This is a genomic window from Streptococcus thoraltensis DSM 12221 (assembly GCF_000380145.1).
Classification (GTDB): domain Bacteria; phylum Bacillota; class Bacilli; order Lactobacillales; family Streptococcaceae; genus Streptococcus; species Streptococcus thoraltensis.
Genome location: NZ_KB904603.1, coordinates 1 through 16,551, shown reverse-complemented (window position 1 = coordinate 16,551; position 16,551 = coordinate 1). Strand labels below are relative to the sequence as shown.

The window sequence follows — 16,551 nt, the reverse complement described above, 5'->3', positions numbered from 1 at the left end:
TGACTAATCTCACCAACTAAGGAAATTCTCACTGCCTCAACTTGGCGATTAGAACTTCCTTGACCACTTGCTTGACCTTCACCAACTGCAGCTATCCAGCCAACATTCTGAATGTGAGTTTGATACGAAAGATGTCCCAAATAATCGGAATGAAGTCGAAGTTTTAAAGATTCTATCTGTTGATNCTGACCCGTACTACCACTTAAATGACCATCAGAAACCAAGGCTTGCCAACCTTTTTTCTCAATATAAGTTTGATAACTAATCGAAGCTGATTGAGCACCTTTCTTTATAAAAGAACGACTCATAGTCCCTGTGAAATGNGCTCCTTTAGNAAGAAGTTGCATCTCAATAGCTTCAATCCGTTTCGAAAGTCCTTCTGTTCCTGCATTAGCCCCATTCTTTGNCCAATCTAACCAACCATAATCTTGAACATGAACACGGTAGTAAAGNTCGAAATGGGTTGCTAATTCTTGCGTTAGTCGAACATTAACNGCCTCAAGACGTTTCCCTTGTCCAACCGTACCACTAAGCTCGCCATTTTTGACTGGACGCTGCCAGCCTATATTTTGAATATGACTTTGGTAAACAATCTCTCCTAANCTCGCCATGTCTTTTCCCAAACTAAGTTCAAGAGCTTCTAAACGTTTACTCTGTCCAACTGTACCAATCAACTGCGTTGCATTACTTGGTGGTTGCCAACCTATATTTTCCACATGTGAGCGAATCTTAATGTCACTATTATCTACTTTCGATAAATCGGATGCAATTCCTCCAGCAGATAAGCTCTCCTTTTTAGGTGCTGAGGTTGGTTTGACATCATGACTAACAATCGCTGATGGAGCTGTCATTACTGGTGTTGGACTATTATCGGTTTTCAATAGTGCTGACTGCGGTGAACTTGACCTAATAGATGACGTCTCAGCAGGATTAACATTCTCCGCAACCAAGGATTCTCCACTCCACTCACGACTAGTTTCTACCGATGCAGAATCAACTGCAACAGCCGTAGTGCCTACATCAGTAGTCGACTGTGGTGTGACATTATCAGAACCACCTGTCGTTTCGTCAACAACTACGGCAGTGGCTGGTGCTGCTTCTTGCGCTAAGACTGTTGGCGCCCAAAAAAGGCTAGCGGTTGTAACACCAGCAACAACCCAGTGCTTTTTTGCCTTATACATCTTCTGTTTCATGGTCTAATCTCCTAAACTAAAGCATTTTGAAAATTAGTGTAACAAAATATTTCTTGATTTTCTACTGTTTTTGCAAATATTTAGTTTTATTTCAATTTATCATTTTTGTAAATATGTACCGTTTCTAAACCTTGAAACTGCTGTTGACGCAGTGCCTCGTACACAACCATACAAACAGCGTTAGAAACATTTAAACTTCTAACATGTTCATCGTTCATCGGAATCCTAAGAGCCTTCTCTGCATTTTCTCTCATAAAAATTTCAGGTAGACCAGTATCTTCGCGTCCAAACATAAAGTATTGATTAAGCGGTTGATTATAATCCACATCAGAATATGTTTTATCCGCAAACTTAGAAATCAAAAAAACTGGTCCATCAGTGCTTTCCATGAATTCTTCCAAAGAATCGTAATAATAAATATCCAATTTATCCCAATAATCCAGACCAGCACGTTTCATTTTTTTATCATCAATAGGAAATCCCATCGGTTTGATAATATGTAAAGGGCTATTAGTCGCCGCACAGGTTCTCGCAATATTTCCAGTATTTTGTGGAATTTGTGGCTGGAAAAGCACAACGTGATTACGTCCAGTTGATTGTTTCTCATGGTTATTTTCTATCATAGTCTCATTCTCCTTGATTTTTGTCCACAAAAATAACCACGCTACCCGGAGTCAAGCTCAGCAGATAGCGTGGTTCATGTTGACTCGTTACCTTAAATCATAACAGGTTTGATTTAAACCAACGAATAGCTTAATAGTAAGTATAACACTTTCGTCGCTAGTGTCAACTATTTTTTCTGAAATTTCTTCTTAAAATTCCCTTTAGTAGGATGCATTTTTATGAAAAAAAGAGTATGATAGGATGTGATTACTATGGAGGAAAATCATGCAAATAATTCTAGTCGGTGGCGGTAAGGTCGGAGCTGCGCTTTGTCGATCGCTAGTCGAAGAAAATCACGATGTCGTATTGATTGAACAAAAAGAAAGTGTCTTAAAACACCTCACCAAACGATACGATATCATTGGACTTCTTGGTAACGGCGCCAACCATAAAATTTTAGAACAAGCTGACATTCACGATTGTGATATTTTCATTGCAATGACAGACAAAGATGAAGTCAATATGATTTCAGCAGTTCTCGCTAAGCAAATGGGGGCTAAAGAGACCATTGTCCGTGTCCGTAATCCTGAATACTCCAACGCTTACTTTAAAGAACGTAATTTCTTAGGATTTTCACTAGTGATTAATCCTGAACTTTTGACTGCTCGCTACATCGCTAATAGTATCGACTTTCCAAATGCTAAATCTGTAGAACATTTTGTAAATGGACGTGTCATGCTCATGGAATTTTCGGTATCCGATCAGAGCATCCTAAGTCATATGTCTCTTTCAGAATTCCGTAGAAAATTTGGCAATATCGTTATCTGTGCTGTTCAGAGAAAAGGAGCTATCCTCATTCCCGATGGGAATGATACCATCCTCCCCGAAGACCGTATCTTTGTAACGGGTAGTCGTGTCGAAATGGTCCTTTTCCATAACTTTGTTAAGCATAAACTCATCAAAAATATGATGATTATTGGCGCAGGACGCATCGCCTATTATCTCCTCTCATTGCTTCGAAATAACAAAATTAACTTGAAAGTTATTGAACGAGATGAAAAACACGCGCAATGGCTCAGTCAAGAATTTCCCCATCTTAACATTGTTGTTGGTGACGGAACTGCAAAAGATGTCCTCTTAGAAGAGAGTGCAGCTAACTATGACGCCGTAGCTACCTTAACAGGTGTGGATGAAGAGAACATCATTGCTTCTCTTTTCTTGGAAAAAGTCGGTGTGCAAAAAAATATTACCAAGGTTAACCGTACTAGCCTCCTTGAAATCATCGACCATAACTTTGTATCCTCTAGTATTATTACCCCCAAAAGTATCGCTGCCGATACTGTCATGCATTTTGTCCGTGGGCGTGATAATGCCCAAGATTCTAATTTAGATGCCATGCACCACGTAGCAAATGGTCGTATCGAAACCCTCCAATTTGAAGTTCGTGAAAAGAACAAAATGGCTGGGCAACAACTATCCAATATCAAACTTAAAGACAATGTCTTAATTGCTGCTATTATCCGCAAGGGGAGAACTATCTATCCTACTGGAGAAGACATCCTTGAAGTCGGAGATAAAATTGTCGTCATTACCCTACTTAAAAATATTACAAAAATCTATGATTTGATGAAGAGGTCTCGTAATGAATAGAGCAATGGTCCGTTTTTTATTATCAAAACTACTCATCATCGAGGCAGGGCTTCTCCTAGTCCCACTTTTCGTATCTTTCATCTACCAAGAAGATTGGTCTATTAAACTCAGCATTCTCTACACGATTGGGCTACTCCTGCTACTTGGTGGCTTGGGGAGTTGGTCAAAACCAAAAAATCACCACATTTACACTAAAGAAGGCATGTTAATCGTCGCACTCTGCTGGACGCTCTGGTCCTTCTTTGGGGCCCTTCCGTTCGTGTTTTCAGGTCAAATCCCAAGCCTTATCGATGCTTTCTTCGAAGTCAGTTCAGGCTTTACTACCACTGGGGCTACTATCCTAACTGATGTTTCTGTCTTATCACACTCCCTCCTCTTTTGGAGAAGTTTTGCCCATTTAATTGGAGGGATGGGGGTGTTGGTTTTTGCGCTCGCTATTATGAGCAATAGCAAAAACGGTCACTATGAAGTTATGAGGGCTGAAGTTCCTGGACCCGTCTTTGGAAAAGTAGTGGCAAAGCTAAAGGATACTGCCCAAATTCTCTACTTCATCTACATGGGAATGTTCCTTGTTTTTACTCTCATTTTATGGCTGTGCGGTATGCCCTTTTTTGACAGTATTATAACAGCTATGGGAGGTGCTGGTACTGGTGGCTTCGGTGTCTATAACGATTCTATCGCTCACTATAAGAGCCCTCTCATTACTTATGTGATTTCTTTCGGTGTCATGCTTTTTGGAATCAATTTTAACTTATATTATTTGATATTGATGCGAAAATTCAAGATTTTCTTTAAAGACACCGAATTGCGCTTATATCTAGGGACAATCCTCGTGGCAACAATAGTTATTATCTTAAACGTGAGCCACCTGTACTCTAGCCTATCTCAAACCATTCGTTTCTCTTTCTTCCAAGTAACCAATGTGATTACAACCACTGGTTTTGGAATTACAGATTTGACGGTATGGCCACTATTTGCACAGTTTGTCCTTCTTTTATTGATGTTCTTGGGAGGGTCAGCTGGTTCCACAGCTGGTGGTTTTAAAGTCATAAGAGCACTCATCATTTCTAAAATTGTCAAAAACGAAGTCCTAAGAACACTTTATCCACGTCGGGTAATGTCTCTCCATATTGGGGAAAATGTTATCGATAAGGAAACACAACATAGTGTCTTAAAATACTTAGCCATCTATGTTATCATGTTTATTTGTCTGGTATTTTGTTTAAGCATTGACCATCAAAAAGATTTTATGATAGTTGTCAGTGCAGCCGCTTCAACATTTAATAATATCGGACCGATGTTGGGAACTGCTGAAACCTTTGATATCTTCAGCCCGTTCTCAAAACTACTCATGAGTTTTGCCATGATTGCCGGTCGTCTGGAAATCTATCCGATGCTCTTACTTTTCTTAAGACGTACCTGGTCCAAATATTAATATAACGAAAAAACGGTTCACTTTTGTGAATCGTTTTTGACATGTGTTTTGAGTGAAAAATGATCAGGAACGGGATCAAATCCAGTTTTTGAGCAGAGATGACAACGCAGAATTCTAGCAATTCCCATCATAATTCCCTTAAAGCCATGTTTGTCAATGGCTTCAATCATGTACTGGGAGCAGGTTGGTCGAAAGCGGCAGGTTCCTGGCAACACAGGCGACAGGTATTTTTGATAGAAACAAACGACTGCTATTAGCACTTTTCTCATTTTGTTTTATTGATAGCCATATTGTGAAGCTGGCTAACTTCTTTCTTGCTAAGACGACGAGATTCTCCCGGACGAAGTCCTCTCAAATCGAGGGTACCAAACTGAGTACGTGATAGTTTATCAACTAGTAAACCAACAGATTCAAACATCTTCTTAACCTGATGGTTACGCCCCTCATGGATAACCAATTCGACAACCGAACGATTTTTATCCGCTTCAACTTTGATGATATTGTAGCGGGCAGGCTTAGTTTTTGTGCCATCAATAACAACACCACGCGTCAGTGGGCGAAGATTTTCTTTTGTTGCAATACCTTTAACACGCGCCACGTAAACCTTATCAATCTCATTACGAGGATGAATCATTTTATCAGTAAAATCGCCATCATTTGTCAAAAGAAGAAGTCCAGAAGTGTCCCAATCCAAGCGACCTACAGGATAAATGCGTTCCTTAACTTGTGGGAGCAAATCCACCACTGTTTGACGCCCTTTTTCATCCGATACACTTGAAATCACTCCGCGAGGTTTATTTAGTAGGTAGTAAACTTTTTCTTCGTTATAAATAGGGCTGCCCTCAACTTCAACAACATCACCTGACTTAACGATTGTTGCCAACTCAGTAACGGTCTTTCCGTTAATGGTTACCAAGCCCTTTTTAATTAATTCTTCTGCCTTACGACGACTAGCCACACCTGCGTGGGCGATATATTTGTTAATTCTCATCTTGTTTCCTTATTCTTCTAAAGAGGGAACTTCCGCAAATAATGCGACCTCTTCTTCCTTGATGTCAATAGTTGAGACATCAACCAGCTCGTCTAGGCTATTGATGCCCATATAATCTAAAAAATAATCCGTAGTCGCATAAAGATTAGGACGACCAAGAACTTCTTTCTTTCCAACTTCTTGAACCAATCCGAAAGCTTGTAACTTGCTAATGGCTCCACTTGAATTTACCCCACGAATCCCATCAACTTCAATCCGTGTAATAGGCTGCTTATAAGCAATAATCGATAAGGTTTCAAGACTTGCTCGAGACAGGCTTTGATTGATTGGGGTATGGGCGTATGACTTCAATAGGTCTGCATAATCATCTTTAGTGACTAATTTGTAAGTATTGGCTGATTCTAAAACGCTCAGAGCAGAATCCTTGTCTTTTTGATACTTCTCTACCAATTTTTCCATAGACTGTTGTAAACCTGATGGCGGTAATTCTAGTAATTCTGCTAATTGACGAATTGATAGGCCCTCTTCTCCAGCCACGAAGAGAAGCGCTTCGATTTGTGATAAAGTTGTCATGCCGCCTCCCTTCTTAATGTAACATCTGAGAAATTCTGCTCTTGCTCAACCCTTACGACCTGACGTTTGACCAATTCTAAAATAGCCAAAAAGATGGTAATCATCTGCTCCTTACTCTCAACTTCTTGGAACAATTGTTGCATTGATTTAGGTCGACCAACCTCAAGTTGACTTTCCACAAAGACCATCATATCCTCAATACGGTAATCATCTGCTGCGATGGTGGTATGCTCTTGGTTAAAAGCAACCTGCTTTTGAGCCATGATTTTTGAAAAAGCTAGATAAAGATCTAAAGTTGTCTTATCCTCTTTTAGGATTACATCTTCTGAGACAATCTCTGTCTTAGCTTTTGAAAATAACTTGGCACGCTCTTGGTGTTGTCGTCCCAGTTCCTGTGAAATAGCCTTGAAACGCTTGTACTCTTCGATTTGCGAGAGAAGTTCCATTTCAAGGTCTTCTTCAAGTGGTGTTTCTTCCACAACTTTCGGTAAGAGCTTGCGGCTCTTTATCAGCATGAGCTGGCTAGCCATCACCATGTACTCTCCAGCAATTTCCAACTTCATAGCTTGAAGGGTTGCTAGATATGCTAAATATTGTTCGATGACCTCAACCAAGGGTACATCATAAATATCCACCTCATACTTTGACACCAAGTGTAAAAGTAAATCAAGGGGACCTTCAAAATCTTTTAATTTTATATCCATTATTTGAAATATTTCTCGAGGGTCTGTGTCGATTTTAGCCCCAGTTGTTTGGCAATCTCTATTGCTGACTTTCCTAAAACAATTTGACTAAGAATATACTGTTGTCGCAATTCTTGAGCCGTCAGATGGCTTAGATTGAGACTATGCAAATACGCCTTGAGTTGCAAGAAAAACCACTGACGAGAATAAGCCATCCCTTTATTATCAAAGAGATAAGAATCCTCAGACACTTCTGGTAGTTGTTGCAAAATACTCTGAGGCAAGTGCAGAATTCTGACTTGTCCATCTTTTTTGATCTTCAAAACCTTAAATTCAACATCAATCATGTCACCTTTCACCTCCGCTATTTCTTTCAGGGTTAAGCCCATAAGTGCTAGAAACGAGGCAATCAGACGCCCATGATACTGTTCGCTGTCTTCCTTTAAAAAATCCAAATCAATCTTTTGAAAGGATTTCGGCTCAGACGAAACTTCTTTCACCCTTTTCAAGCGATGATAGCGATCCAGCTGCCCTTCTTCGTAGAGATAGAGTAAAAATTGATTGACAGATGATTGTTTGCGCTTCTGGGCACTGACTTTTAAGGATTTTAAAAATTCTTGATAATAAAGAAGACTGGTGTCATTGATATGGCCTTCTACCAAATCCATAAACTGCTCTAAATCATAAAAGTAGGCTTTTTGAGAGGCAGATGAGATGTTTTTCTCAGCTAAAAAGGTTGTAATAAGCTCTTTAGATATCATGTTTTTCTTTTGGTGTGATGTCATAATCCTCAGTAAAATCATGTAGCAGGGCATTGACAGCTTTCAGAATTGATTTTCGTGTGATAATTCCCATAAAGTGCTTATCGCTATCCAAAACTGGCAAAAAAGGATTATCCACGAGTTTGTGCATAATTTCTGTCAATGAGGCATCCGCTAAAATAGTTTCCACCTTGTCATTAACTGCCACTGCTACATCGGTTTGAGAAAGCTCCCAATCTGCTAAATTATTTTCAGCCTGATAGTGCATAATATCAGAAATTGAAACTGTTCCACAATAGGCTTTCTCTTTTGAAATAACAGGGATACGTGAATAACCATTACTGGTCATCAGGAGCAGTACATGATCCATATTATGGGTATCAACCACAATAGCAAGGTCTTTGGAAGGAATTAAATAATGCTCGGTATAATTCAATAAAAAATCTTCAAATTCTTTTGCAATCATCTGCTAAATTCCTGTGATAAACCTGGATAAACTTGGTGATTAAGGTCTAAGAAATCAACCTTAATTGAAGTATCTGTGACCCTAATCATAGCATAGAGTTTTTCATTGATGTCTCCCCGCGGCTGTAAAACAGATCCTGGGTTAACAAAGACAATACCCTCTTCTTGCCAGGCTGCCGCGCGATGTAAATGACCATACAAGCAAATATCAGCTTGCGCTTCTTGGGCAAATTTGATTAAACGGCTCCATATAAAGTTGATGTGATAAAGATGACCGTGTGTCTGGGCAACGATTAAGTCTGGTAAATGAACGATATTATCTTCTTGATAACCAGAATCGTAATCACAGTTACCTTTAACAACATGAATTCCCTGCCAAACAGCATCTGATGGCGCTAACTCAGAATCACCATTATGGAAAATAGCATCTACCTGACCTTGATAGTGTTCTTTTATCTTTTCAACCACAGCTTTAGCGCCGTGAGAATCACTCATTACAATTAAAATTTGTTCTGCCATGCTGGAAATTCCTCCATTAGTTTTTTCATCGCTAAACCACGATGAGACATGTCATTCTTTTGTTCTGGACTGAGCTGAGCAGCTGTTTGACCCGTTTCGCCAACAAGGAAAAGTGGATCGTAACCAAAGCCGCCCTCACCTTTTTCTTCATAAGCGATATACCCCGGCCAATCTGCGGCGACAACCAGACTTTCTTTATCTGGCGCAGCGACAACTAGAGTTGAATGAAATTGAGCACTACGGTCTTTTTGTTCAAAAACCATAGCCAATTCATGCAAGAGTTTAGCATTGTTTTTTTCATCCGTTGGATCTGGTGCTGAAAAGCGTGCCGACCACACACCAGGTAAGCCACCTAGAGCATCAACTTTCAAACCTGAATCATCAGCTAAAACCATGCGACCAGTTAATTTAGAAATGGTCTCTGCCTTGAGACGTGCATTTTCTTCGAAAGTCATTCCCGTCTCTTCTACTTCTGGTAAATCAGGATAGTCGTTTAGACTTTCCACTTCAATTCCAAGCGAAGCAAACATCTTACGGAATTCCCTGACCTTGCCTTCATTATGTGTGGCAATGAGCAGTTTGTCACCAAAATCTGACTGACTTTTATCAGAGAAATCTGAAAGCGGTAAGCCATTTTGAGGCAACTGAACAGCCAATAGCCGATCATCTTCGATAATGAGAATCGCCCCATTATGCTGCCTAGCTTCTAAACGACGGTCTAAACTCTCATTAATCATCTTCAAAACAAAGCTAATCAATTTGAATTCTGACGACCATCTAACGACTGTCACACAATAACCTCTAGGCTTATTCCACTCATCTTCTGAAAAAGGATCAATTAAGGTCAGACGACTTAAAAACGAGTTTAACTCAAATAAGGGGTCATCTATTCGATTCTCATCGCCTAAATAAGCCAAGGTATTATGACCAGACATGCTTCCTATAAACCAATCCTGCCCATCTTTATGTTCATAAATCTTCTTAGTCATTCAAAACCTCCTCTAGGTTAACATGCTCAACACGAATTGATTTTCCTAACCAACTTTCGGCAATTTCTTGAAAACTAGCAACACCAGCTGTTGTATAGAAACAGTCCTTTTTGCCCTGTGCCTCCCGGCTACGATTGATTTCAAAATAGTTTAGTAAGACTGAAATATCACGAACTGTCTCAGCACCACTATCTATCAGCTTAACTCCAGGTCCCATAACATTTTGAATAATAGGACGAAGCAAAGGATAATGCGTGCAACCCAAAATCAAGGTATCCACTTGACCAACCAAGGGCGCCAAGGTTTCATAGACGACTTTCTTAGCGACACTAGAAGTTGTTTCATTGGATTCCACCAATGGGACAAATCTAGGACAAGCTAATGACATCACGGATATATCGGGATCTAAAAGCTGCACTTTTTCCTTGTAAATGTCAGATTTGACGGTCATTGGAGTGGCAATGACCCCTACTTTTTTGGTTTGGGTGACTTTAATAGCTGCGCTTGACCCTGGTAAAATAACCCCCAAGACAGGGATACTTAGAGCCGCTTTAATTTCTTCCCACGCCACTGCTGTAGCTGTGTTGCAAGCAAACACAATCATTTTAACGTTTTTGGTCAAGAGAAAATTAACCAGTTGCCATGTGTACTCTCGAATTTGTTCCGCAGGTCGTGGCCCGTAAGGTGCTCTAGCTGAATCACCGATGTAAACAATTTCTTCATGAGGGAGTTGTCGCATCAATTCCCTGACAACTGTCAAGCCACCTACACCTGAATCTAAAAAACCAATGGGACGATTATCCATAGTCTCTTCTTTCTAAAAAGGGTTGAGAACTCTGCTCCCAACCCCTCTTAATCTTATTTTTTCTTTTTAGCAGCGGCTGCTTTTGATTGTTTAACGATGTTGCGGTAAGTCTGTTGAACTTTCGCTTCATTTGGTTTTTGACCCATTTGACTCATCATTTCACGGATGGCATCTGGTGTCAAACGTGGGTATTGACCAATTTCTTTTTCGATTTGTTTACGGGCAATGAAAACACCACCAAATACACCTGCAATTGCTACTAATACAACGATTAAAATCCATAATGCTGTTGACATGTTTTTGATTTCTCCTAGTCTTATTTACCGTCCTATTATAGCAGAAAAGTCACGGCTTTACAAATTTGAAAATACCTAAAAATAAGCCATGAAAACTGCCACAAATAAAACTAGCAACACATTAGCTACGCTGATGTTTATCCAAAAACAGCGTTTAGCCCACATACAAAAAATCAGTAGCAAACTGACTAAGCTGGAGGAGGGAAGTATCATATCCATCATTAAGACTTTGATGAATTGTGCCCAAAACATGATAAGCCTTCGAAAACGAAAGACTAAAATGGCTAAGCTTTCTGCGCGCCTACCTAGCTGAACGCTACGGCTAAGAAAATGATGAAATCCAAAACTCTTTTGGCTGGAATCACCCAAAATCTCATCTTGAATAGCACCGACATTGCCAGATTTCTTTCGAAGCCAGCGCCTCAAAGTGCTCAAAGTTGTCCTCAATACCTAGTTACTCCACTTGAGTGAATAAACTGGCTCTACATAACACCTGAAATTCCCTTAAGCACGATGCTAATCCTGCTACAACTATCACTGTCTTTTAGTGTTCTTGCTTAAGATGATGAGAGCAAAGAGCTACCGCTAATACCAGCAAGCACAATAGTTCCCTTGCTAATAGCTGTCCTAATCCGAACAGTCAATCTCTTTTAAAATGAAAAGAGCTGGACCTTAATCCAACTCTTCTTCACACGCTATTAGTCAAAATCAAAGCCTCTAATGGTTGCAAAGTAGTCCTCTGGTGTCTCTGCACGACGTATAAGACGAGCACTACCATCTGTTTGATAGAGAATTTCAGCCGAACGTAGACGGGCATTGTACTGATAGCCCATTGAAAAACCATGTGCACCTGTGTCATGTATGACTAAGGTATCCCCCACACGCGCCTTAGGGATTTCACGCTGTTTGGCAAATTTATCGTTATTCTCACAGAGTGAACCAACAACATCTACTATTTCTACAGCACCATTGGGGTTGCTGATATTAGTAATGTGATGATAAGAACCATACATAGCTGGGCGTAAGAGATTGACAGCCGATGCATCCACACCGACATAATCACGATAAGTTTTCTTACGATGCAAGACTTTTGTGACCAAGAGACCATGAGGAGCTAGCATAAAGCGACCAAGTTCCGTGAAAATCTTAATATCCCCAAGTCCAGCCGGTGTAAGGACATCTTCATAAACCTTGCGAACACTTTCACCGATGATTGCAATATCATTGGCTTTCTCTTCAGGACGATAATTGACACCGATACCACCAGATAAGTTGATAAAGCTAAGTTCAACTCCTGCTTCTTCTCGGATTTCCACAGCCAGCGTAAATAGCTGACGCGCCAACTCTGGATAATAGTCATTAGTAACTGTATTGGAAGCTAGGAAAGAATGAATCCCAAACTCTTTGACCCCTTCAGTTTTTAAATCCTTGAAACCTTGGATCAATTGCTCTCGCGTCATGCCAAATTTGGACTCTTCAGGATTATCCATAATATCTGTCCCGAGAGAGAAGACACCACCTGGATTATAACGAAGTGATACCGTTTCTGGTAAGCCGACTGTTTCTTTGACAAAAGCAATCATTTCATAGGCGTCCAGATTGATGGTTGCTCCGATTTCTCGGGCATATTGGTACTCGGATGCTGGTGTGTTGTTTGACGAAAACATGATGTCTTTAAAGCCCAGTTTATGACTCATTAAGAGTTCAACACCCGTCGCACAGTCCACACCGCAATTTTCCTCTTGTAGAATTTTCAAAATAGCAGGTGTCGGCGTTGCCTTAACCGCAAAATATTCTTTGAAACCTTTGTTCCAAGAAAAAGCTTTGTTTAACGCACGAGCTTTTTCACGAATCCCTTTCTCATCATAAAGATGGAAAGGCGTAGGAAAGTGTTCAGTAATCTTATCCAACTCTTGACGAGAAATAAAAGGTGTTTTCATAAGAATCTCCAAATCTTCAAAATATTAGGATTATTATAGCATAAAAAACTATTCAACAGACTATCTCAAAGCAAAATAACAGTTCAAAAAGATGTAGAAGTTTTTCCGAAACGGTATCAAAAAAGGTATCAAAAGCAAAAAACGACAAAAAAAGCACCTTGCAAGAGATTTGCAAAATGCTTGTAATCGTTGATGTAAAGCGGTTCTTAACGTTTTGAGAATTGTGAAGCTTTACGAGCTTTCTTAAGACCTGGTTTCTTACGTTCAACCATACGTGCGTCACGTGTAAGAAGTCCAGCGCGTTTCAATGAATCGCGGAAGTCTGGGTCTACTTGAAGAAGCGCACGTGCAATACCGTGACGGATTGCACCTGATTGACCACCGTATCCACCACCGTTAACGTTAACGAACACGTCGTATGAACCTTCTGTTGAAGTCACTGCGAACGGTTGGTTGATAACAAGACGTAGGTCTGCGTGTGGGATGTATTCTTCTACATCTTTTTTATTAACTGTGATTTTACCAGTACCTGGTACCAAACGAACGCGTGCAACCGCGTTTTTACGACGACCAGTACCTGCATATTGTGCTTGTGCCATATTTATGTTGCTCCTTTCCTCTTAGATTAGATAAGTCCTGAGATATCAAGTACTTCTGGTTGTTGAGCAGCGTGTGTGTGCTCAGCACCTGTGAAGACTTTCAATTTCATACCTTGTGCACGTCCAAGAGTGTTATGTGGAAGCATGCCTTTAACTGATTTTTCGATCAAACGCACAGCATTTTTAGAACGAAGTTCACCAGCAGAGATTTGTTTCAATCCTCCTGGATACATTGAGTGAGTGTAGTAGATTTTATCAGTTGCTTTTTTACCAGTTAATTTAACTTTTTCAGCATTGATAACAATCACAAAATCACCTGTATCAGTGTGTGGAGTGAAAGTTGGTTTGTTTTTTCCGCGAAGTACGCTAGCAACTACTGCAGAAAGACGTCCAAGTGGCACATCTGTTGCGTCAACAACGTACCATTTACGTTCAACTTGGCCTGGTTTAGCCATGAAAGTTGTTTTGTTCATGATTTCTCCTATACGAATTCGTAATATTTGTTTACAAGGGTGGTGGGTGTTCCGTCCCACCGAAGGTATTTGGAAGGTTCCGGGGCCTTTCAAATGGGGTAAACAATACCGTTTAATATCATATCAAAAATCACTGACTAAAGTCAAGTGTTTTTTATTTTTATTTTCAATTCATCTAGGAGTTTTCCCAACTGAAAATACAGCTAAAGTACCAGGTCCTACATGGGCCGAGATAACAGGTCCCAGAGGTAATTGAATAACACGATCAACAGAAGCTTTGTCCAATAATGCAACTTCCATTTTTTGAGCTGCTTCTGGATCGTTGGCATGTGCAACGACAACTGTTGCATAATCTAAATTTTGGACAGATTTTTCAATCATTTCTCTGATGCCTTTTTTACGCCCCCTCACTTTGTTTAAGGGTGCTAAGTTTCCTTGACTATCAATCCATAAAAGAGGCTTAACATTAACCAAGCTACCGACAATAGCTGATCCCTTTGAAAGACGACCACCGCGCATTAAATGGTAAAGATCATCTACCAAAAAATGGCTATATAAACGAGGGCTGATAGCTTTCATTTCCGCGACAACTTGATCCAACGGTAGACCCTGATCTCGTTTTTCTGCCGCTAGCATGACTAAAAAGCCCTCACCACCAGCTGCAGCTAAGGTATCGACAATCTCGATACAAGCTTCTGGGTATTCTTCTAAAACCATCTCGCGTGCCATCATCGCGGACTGGTAAGTTCCTGACAATACTGATGAAAAAGCCATATACAAAATGTCATTTCCCGCTTGAACTTCTTGACGAAAATAAGTTTCAAAAGTCCCAACGTTGATTTGACTGGTAGTTGGTTGCCCACCGTTCTTCATAGCTGTTAGCAAAGTTTCTGACGTTAAGCGGCGGTCTCCAACAGTCTCGTAAGTAACCCCTTCAAGTCTAATCGTCAGACCTAAAACGGTCACATCATTATCTTTAGCCCAGGTTTCTTGAAGGTCGGCGGTTGAGTCTGTTACAAGTTTAAAAGTCATTTTATTCTCTTTTCAAATATTTTGATTTTCAAAGTTTTTCTATATTATAACAAAAAAACTATACGCTGAATAGTTTCAAGCTAAAGAAACGACTATTTGAGAGAATTTTCTTCGACCCTCTGATACTAAATGAAAATCAAAAGCAAACTAGGCAACGCCGATACAGATAGAACTAAAGTCCATCAAATCACGTCAATAAGGTCTGCTTTTGATTTTTGAAGAGTATTAAAAACCATCGTCAACAGACAATGGTTACAAAAAGTTAGTTTTTGATTTTGGATGAGTATTAGTTTTCTTTGGACAACAAAAACTCTCAGAAAGGTCAGCAATGAACGGCTCCCTGTCAAGTAGACAGTCAACTAATAAAAGATGTTAAGCAACCTGATTCCTGAATTCCCCAGGAGTCAGGTTGTTTAATTTTGTTTGATAACGTTGCGTATTGTAAAACTCAATGTAGCATTCCACATCTGCGACTAGCTCTTCATACGTTTTGTATTTCTTGAGATGATAAGACTCTGTCTTGAAATGCCCAAAGAAACTTTCAATTGGGGCATTGTCGATACATTTCCCAACTCGTGACATCGATAGAGTGATGCCAGCCTGTGTTGTAAAATGACGATATTCTTTTGATGTGTACTGACTGCCACGATCGCTATGAATGAGCGGTGTCGCTCCTGGATTGGTTGCTAGAGCTTTCTTAATGGTCTTCATAACCAAGGGATTATCATTGTTATGACCAATCTCATAGGCGATAATCGAGCCATCATAGAGGTCCTTGATCGCACTCAAATAAGCCTTGGCACCGAGACCGTATTGTAAGCAGGTGACATCTGTGCACCATTTCTGATTCGGTGCTGTCGCGGTAAAATCCCGATTGAGAAGATTCTCAGCGTAGAGTCTAGCCCCAGCTTTCGTACAAGCATGTCTCACACGACGAATAACAGATTGGATGCCAAGAATCCCCATCAGACGACGAATCCGTTTCTTATTGTCGTTGGTAGCGAGTTGGNGGTTNATGAANNTCGTCATNCGACGGTAGCCTAGAATGCCATTGTGATGTTTATGAAGTTCCTGAATCTTCTCCATCAGTTTCTTGTTTTCTTTCTCAGAGGTTGTTTCGTCATGATTGAGCCACTTATAATAGCCTGAACGTGAGACCTTCAGAATCTGGCATAAGAGATAGATAAGACTATCAGGGTGTTCATCATGGTAATCCCTAATAGCTTGGAACTTCTCTAGGTGCTTTCCTACTCTTAGCGACGGTTTCGCCGTTTTATTTCCTNNAACTTTTTTAGGAGACCAACCTCCATTTCTANATAACGNTTNCGTTCTTCCANTTGNTTNATNTTGAGTTGAAGTTTTTCAGCTTCAGTGAGGTTTGGCTTGCTTTCTAGTCCTTTTCCTCTACGATCCACCAGCCCTTGTGAGTCGTTCTTCTCAAACTTCCGTACCCAAGAATAAACTTGTTGGTAGGAGACACCAAACTTATCAATGGCAGCTTGATAGTTTTTCTCGTGAGCGATGGTATAGTTAACAATCTCAAG

At 40.2% G+C, this 16,551-nt stretch carries 19 protein-coding genes and 1 pseudogene; 2 read left to right on the top strand and 18 right to left on the bottom strand.

Annotation, left to right across the window (positions count from 1 at the left end):
* Both A3IA_RS12295 and trmL read right to left on the bottom strand, forming a co-directional pair.
* The coding region (locus tag A3IA_RS12295; protein WP_425314536.1) for a KxYKxGKxW signal peptide domain-containing protein at positions 1–1,181 on the bottom strand (1,181 nt) is incomplete at its 3' end.
* A gap of 98 nt (positions 1,182–1,279) precedes the next feature.
* Positions 1,280–1,816 carry a tRNA (uridine(34)/cytosine(34)/5-carboxymethylaminomethyluridine(34)-2'-O)-methyltransferase TrmL gene (trmL, locus tag A3IA_RS0106720; protein WP_018380556.1) on the bottom strand — a complete coding sequence of 179 codons (537 nt, stop codon included), beginning with the start codon at positions 1,814–1,816 and terminating at the stop codon, positions 1,280–1,282.
* A gap of 265 nt (positions 1,817–2,081) precedes the next feature.
* Between trmL and trkA the strand changes: the two genes are divergently transcribed.
* Together trkA and A3IA_RS0106710 are read left to right on the top strand one after the other, a co-directional pair.
* On the top strand, positions 2,082–3,446 hold the full coding sequence (trkA, locus tag A3IA_RS0106715; protein ID WP_018380555.1) for a Trk system potassium transporter TrkA: 1,365 nt from the start codon (positions 2,082–2,084) through the stop codon (positions 3,444–3,446).
* On the top strand, positions 3,439–4,881 hold the full coding sequence (locus A3IA_RS0106710) for a TrkH family potassium uptake protein (RefSeq protein WP_018380554.1): 1,443 nt from the start codon (positions 3,439–3,441) through the stop codon (positions 4,879–4,881). Before trkA ends, A3IA_RS0106710 begins: the two co-directional genes overlap by 8 nt.
* 17 nt (positions 4,882–4,898) lie before the next feature.
* Here A3IA_RS0106710 and yidD read toward each other — a convergent pair whose 3' ends face one another.
* The 16 genes and pseudogenes from yidD to A3IA_RS0106630 all read right to left on the bottom strand — a co-directional run.
* Positions 4,899–5,150 carry a membrane protein insertion efficiency factor YidD gene (gene yidD / locus A3IA_RS0106705; protein WP_026217603.1) on the bottom strand — a complete coding sequence of 84 codons (252 nt, stop codon included), beginning with the start codon at positions 5,148–5,150 and terminating at the stop codon, positions 4,899–4,901.
* On the bottom strand, positions 5,147–5,872 hold the full coding sequence (locus A3IA_RS0106700) for a pseudouridine synthase (RefSeq protein ID WP_018380552.1): 726 nt from the start codon (positions 5,870–5,872) through the stop codon (positions 5,147–5,149). The genes yidD and A3IA_RS0106700 overlap by 4 nt, the downstream gene beginning before the upstream one ends.
* A gap of 9 nt (positions 5,873–5,881) precedes the next feature.
* A complete protein-coding gene (gene scpB, locus A3IA_RS0106695; protein ID WP_018380551.1) occupies positions 5,882–6,445 on the bottom strand; it encodes an SMC-Scp complex subunit ScpB in 564 nt (187 codons plus the stop codon).
* The gene (locus tag A3IA_RS0106690) at positions 6,442–7,149 is read right to left on the bottom strand and encodes a segregation/condensation protein A (protein WP_018380550.1); all 708 of its coding nucleotides are present in this window, start codon (positions 7,147–7,149) and stop codon (positions 6,442–6,444) included. Before A3IA_RS0106690 ends, scpB begins: the two co-directional genes overlap by 4 nt.
* Complete coding sequence (gene xerD / locus A3IA_RS0106685) at positions 7,149–7,889, bottom strand: site-specific tyrosine recombinase XerD (RefSeq protein ID WP_018380549.1); 741 nt, start codon at positions 7,887–7,889, stop codon at positions 7,149–7,151. The genes A3IA_RS0106690 and xerD overlap by 1 nt, the downstream gene beginning before the upstream one ends.
* Positions 7,879–8,355, bottom strand: a complete 477-nt coding sequence (gene cbpB / locus A3IA_RS0106680) for a cyclic-di-AMP-binding protein CbpB (protein WP_018380548.1) — start codon at positions 8,353–8,355, stop codon at positions 7,879–7,881. The genes xerD and cbpB overlap by 11 nt, the downstream gene beginning before the upstream one ends.
* A complete protein-coding gene (locus tag A3IA_RS0106675) occupies positions 8,352–8,873 on the bottom strand; it encodes a metallophosphoesterase (RefSeq protein WP_018380547.1) in 522 nt (173 codons plus the stop codon). Before A3IA_RS0106675 ends, cbpB begins: the two co-directional genes overlap by 4 nt.
* Positions 8,855–9,862 carry a nucleoside-triphosphate diphosphatase gene (locus tag A3IA_RS0106670; RefSeq protein WP_018380546.1) on the bottom strand — a complete coding sequence of 336 codons (1,008 nt, stop codon included), beginning with the start codon at positions 9,860–9,862 and terminating at the stop codon, positions 8,855–8,857. Before A3IA_RS0106670 ends, A3IA_RS0106675 begins: the two co-directional genes overlap by 19 nt.
* On the bottom strand, positions 9,855–10,667 hold the full coding sequence (racE, locus tag A3IA_RS0106665) for a glutamate racemase (protein ID WP_018380545.1): 813 nt from the start codon (positions 10,665–10,667) through the stop codon (positions 9,855–9,857). Before racE ends, A3IA_RS0106670 begins: the two co-directional genes overlap by 8 nt.
* A gap of 53 nt (positions 10,668–10,720) precedes the next feature.
* Positions 10,721–10,963: a YneF family protein gene (locus A3IA_RS0106660; RefSeq protein WP_018380544.1), complete on the bottom strand. Its 243-nt coding sequence runs from the start codon at positions 10,961–10,963 to the stop codon at positions 10,721–10,723.
* Positions 10,964–11,038: 75 nt separating this feature from the next.
* The gene (locus A3IA_RS0106655) at positions 11,039–11,389 is read right to left on the bottom strand and encodes a hypothetical protein (protein WP_039827908.1); all 351 of its coding nucleotides are present in this window, start codon (positions 11,387–11,389) and stop codon (positions 11,039–11,041) included.
* A gap of 272 nt (positions 11,390–11,661) precedes the next feature.
* Positions 11,662–12,903, bottom strand: a complete 1,242-nt coding sequence (locus A3IA_RS0106650; RefSeq protein ID WP_018380542.1) for a diaminopimelate decarboxylase — start codon at positions 12,901–12,903, stop codon at positions 11,662–11,664.
* A 206-nt stretch (positions 12,904–13,109) separates the two neighbouring features.
* Positions 13,110–13,502 (bottom strand): 30S ribosomal protein S9, encoded by a 393-nt coding sequence (gene rpsI, locus A3IA_RS0106645; protein WP_003100732.1) that lies wholly within the window; start codon positions 13,500–13,502, stop codon positions 13,110–13,112.
* Positions 13,503–13,528: 26 nt separating this feature from the next.
* Positions 13,529–13,975, bottom strand: a complete 447-nt coding sequence (rplM, locus tag A3IA_RS0106640; RefSeq protein ID WP_018380541.1) for a 50S ribosomal protein L13 — start codon at positions 13,973–13,975, stop codon at positions 13,529–13,531.
* A 171-nt stretch (positions 13,976–14,146) separates the two neighbouring features.
* Positions 14,147–15,007: a DegV family protein gene (locus A3IA_RS0106635; RefSeq protein ID WP_018380540.1), complete on the bottom strand. Its 861-nt coding sequence runs from the start codon at positions 15,005–15,007 to the stop codon at positions 14,147–14,149.
* 372 nt (positions 15,008–15,379) lie between these two features.
* Positions 15,380–16,551, bottom strand: a pseudogene (locus tag A3IA_RS0106630) (IS3 family transposase); the annotation flags it as partial.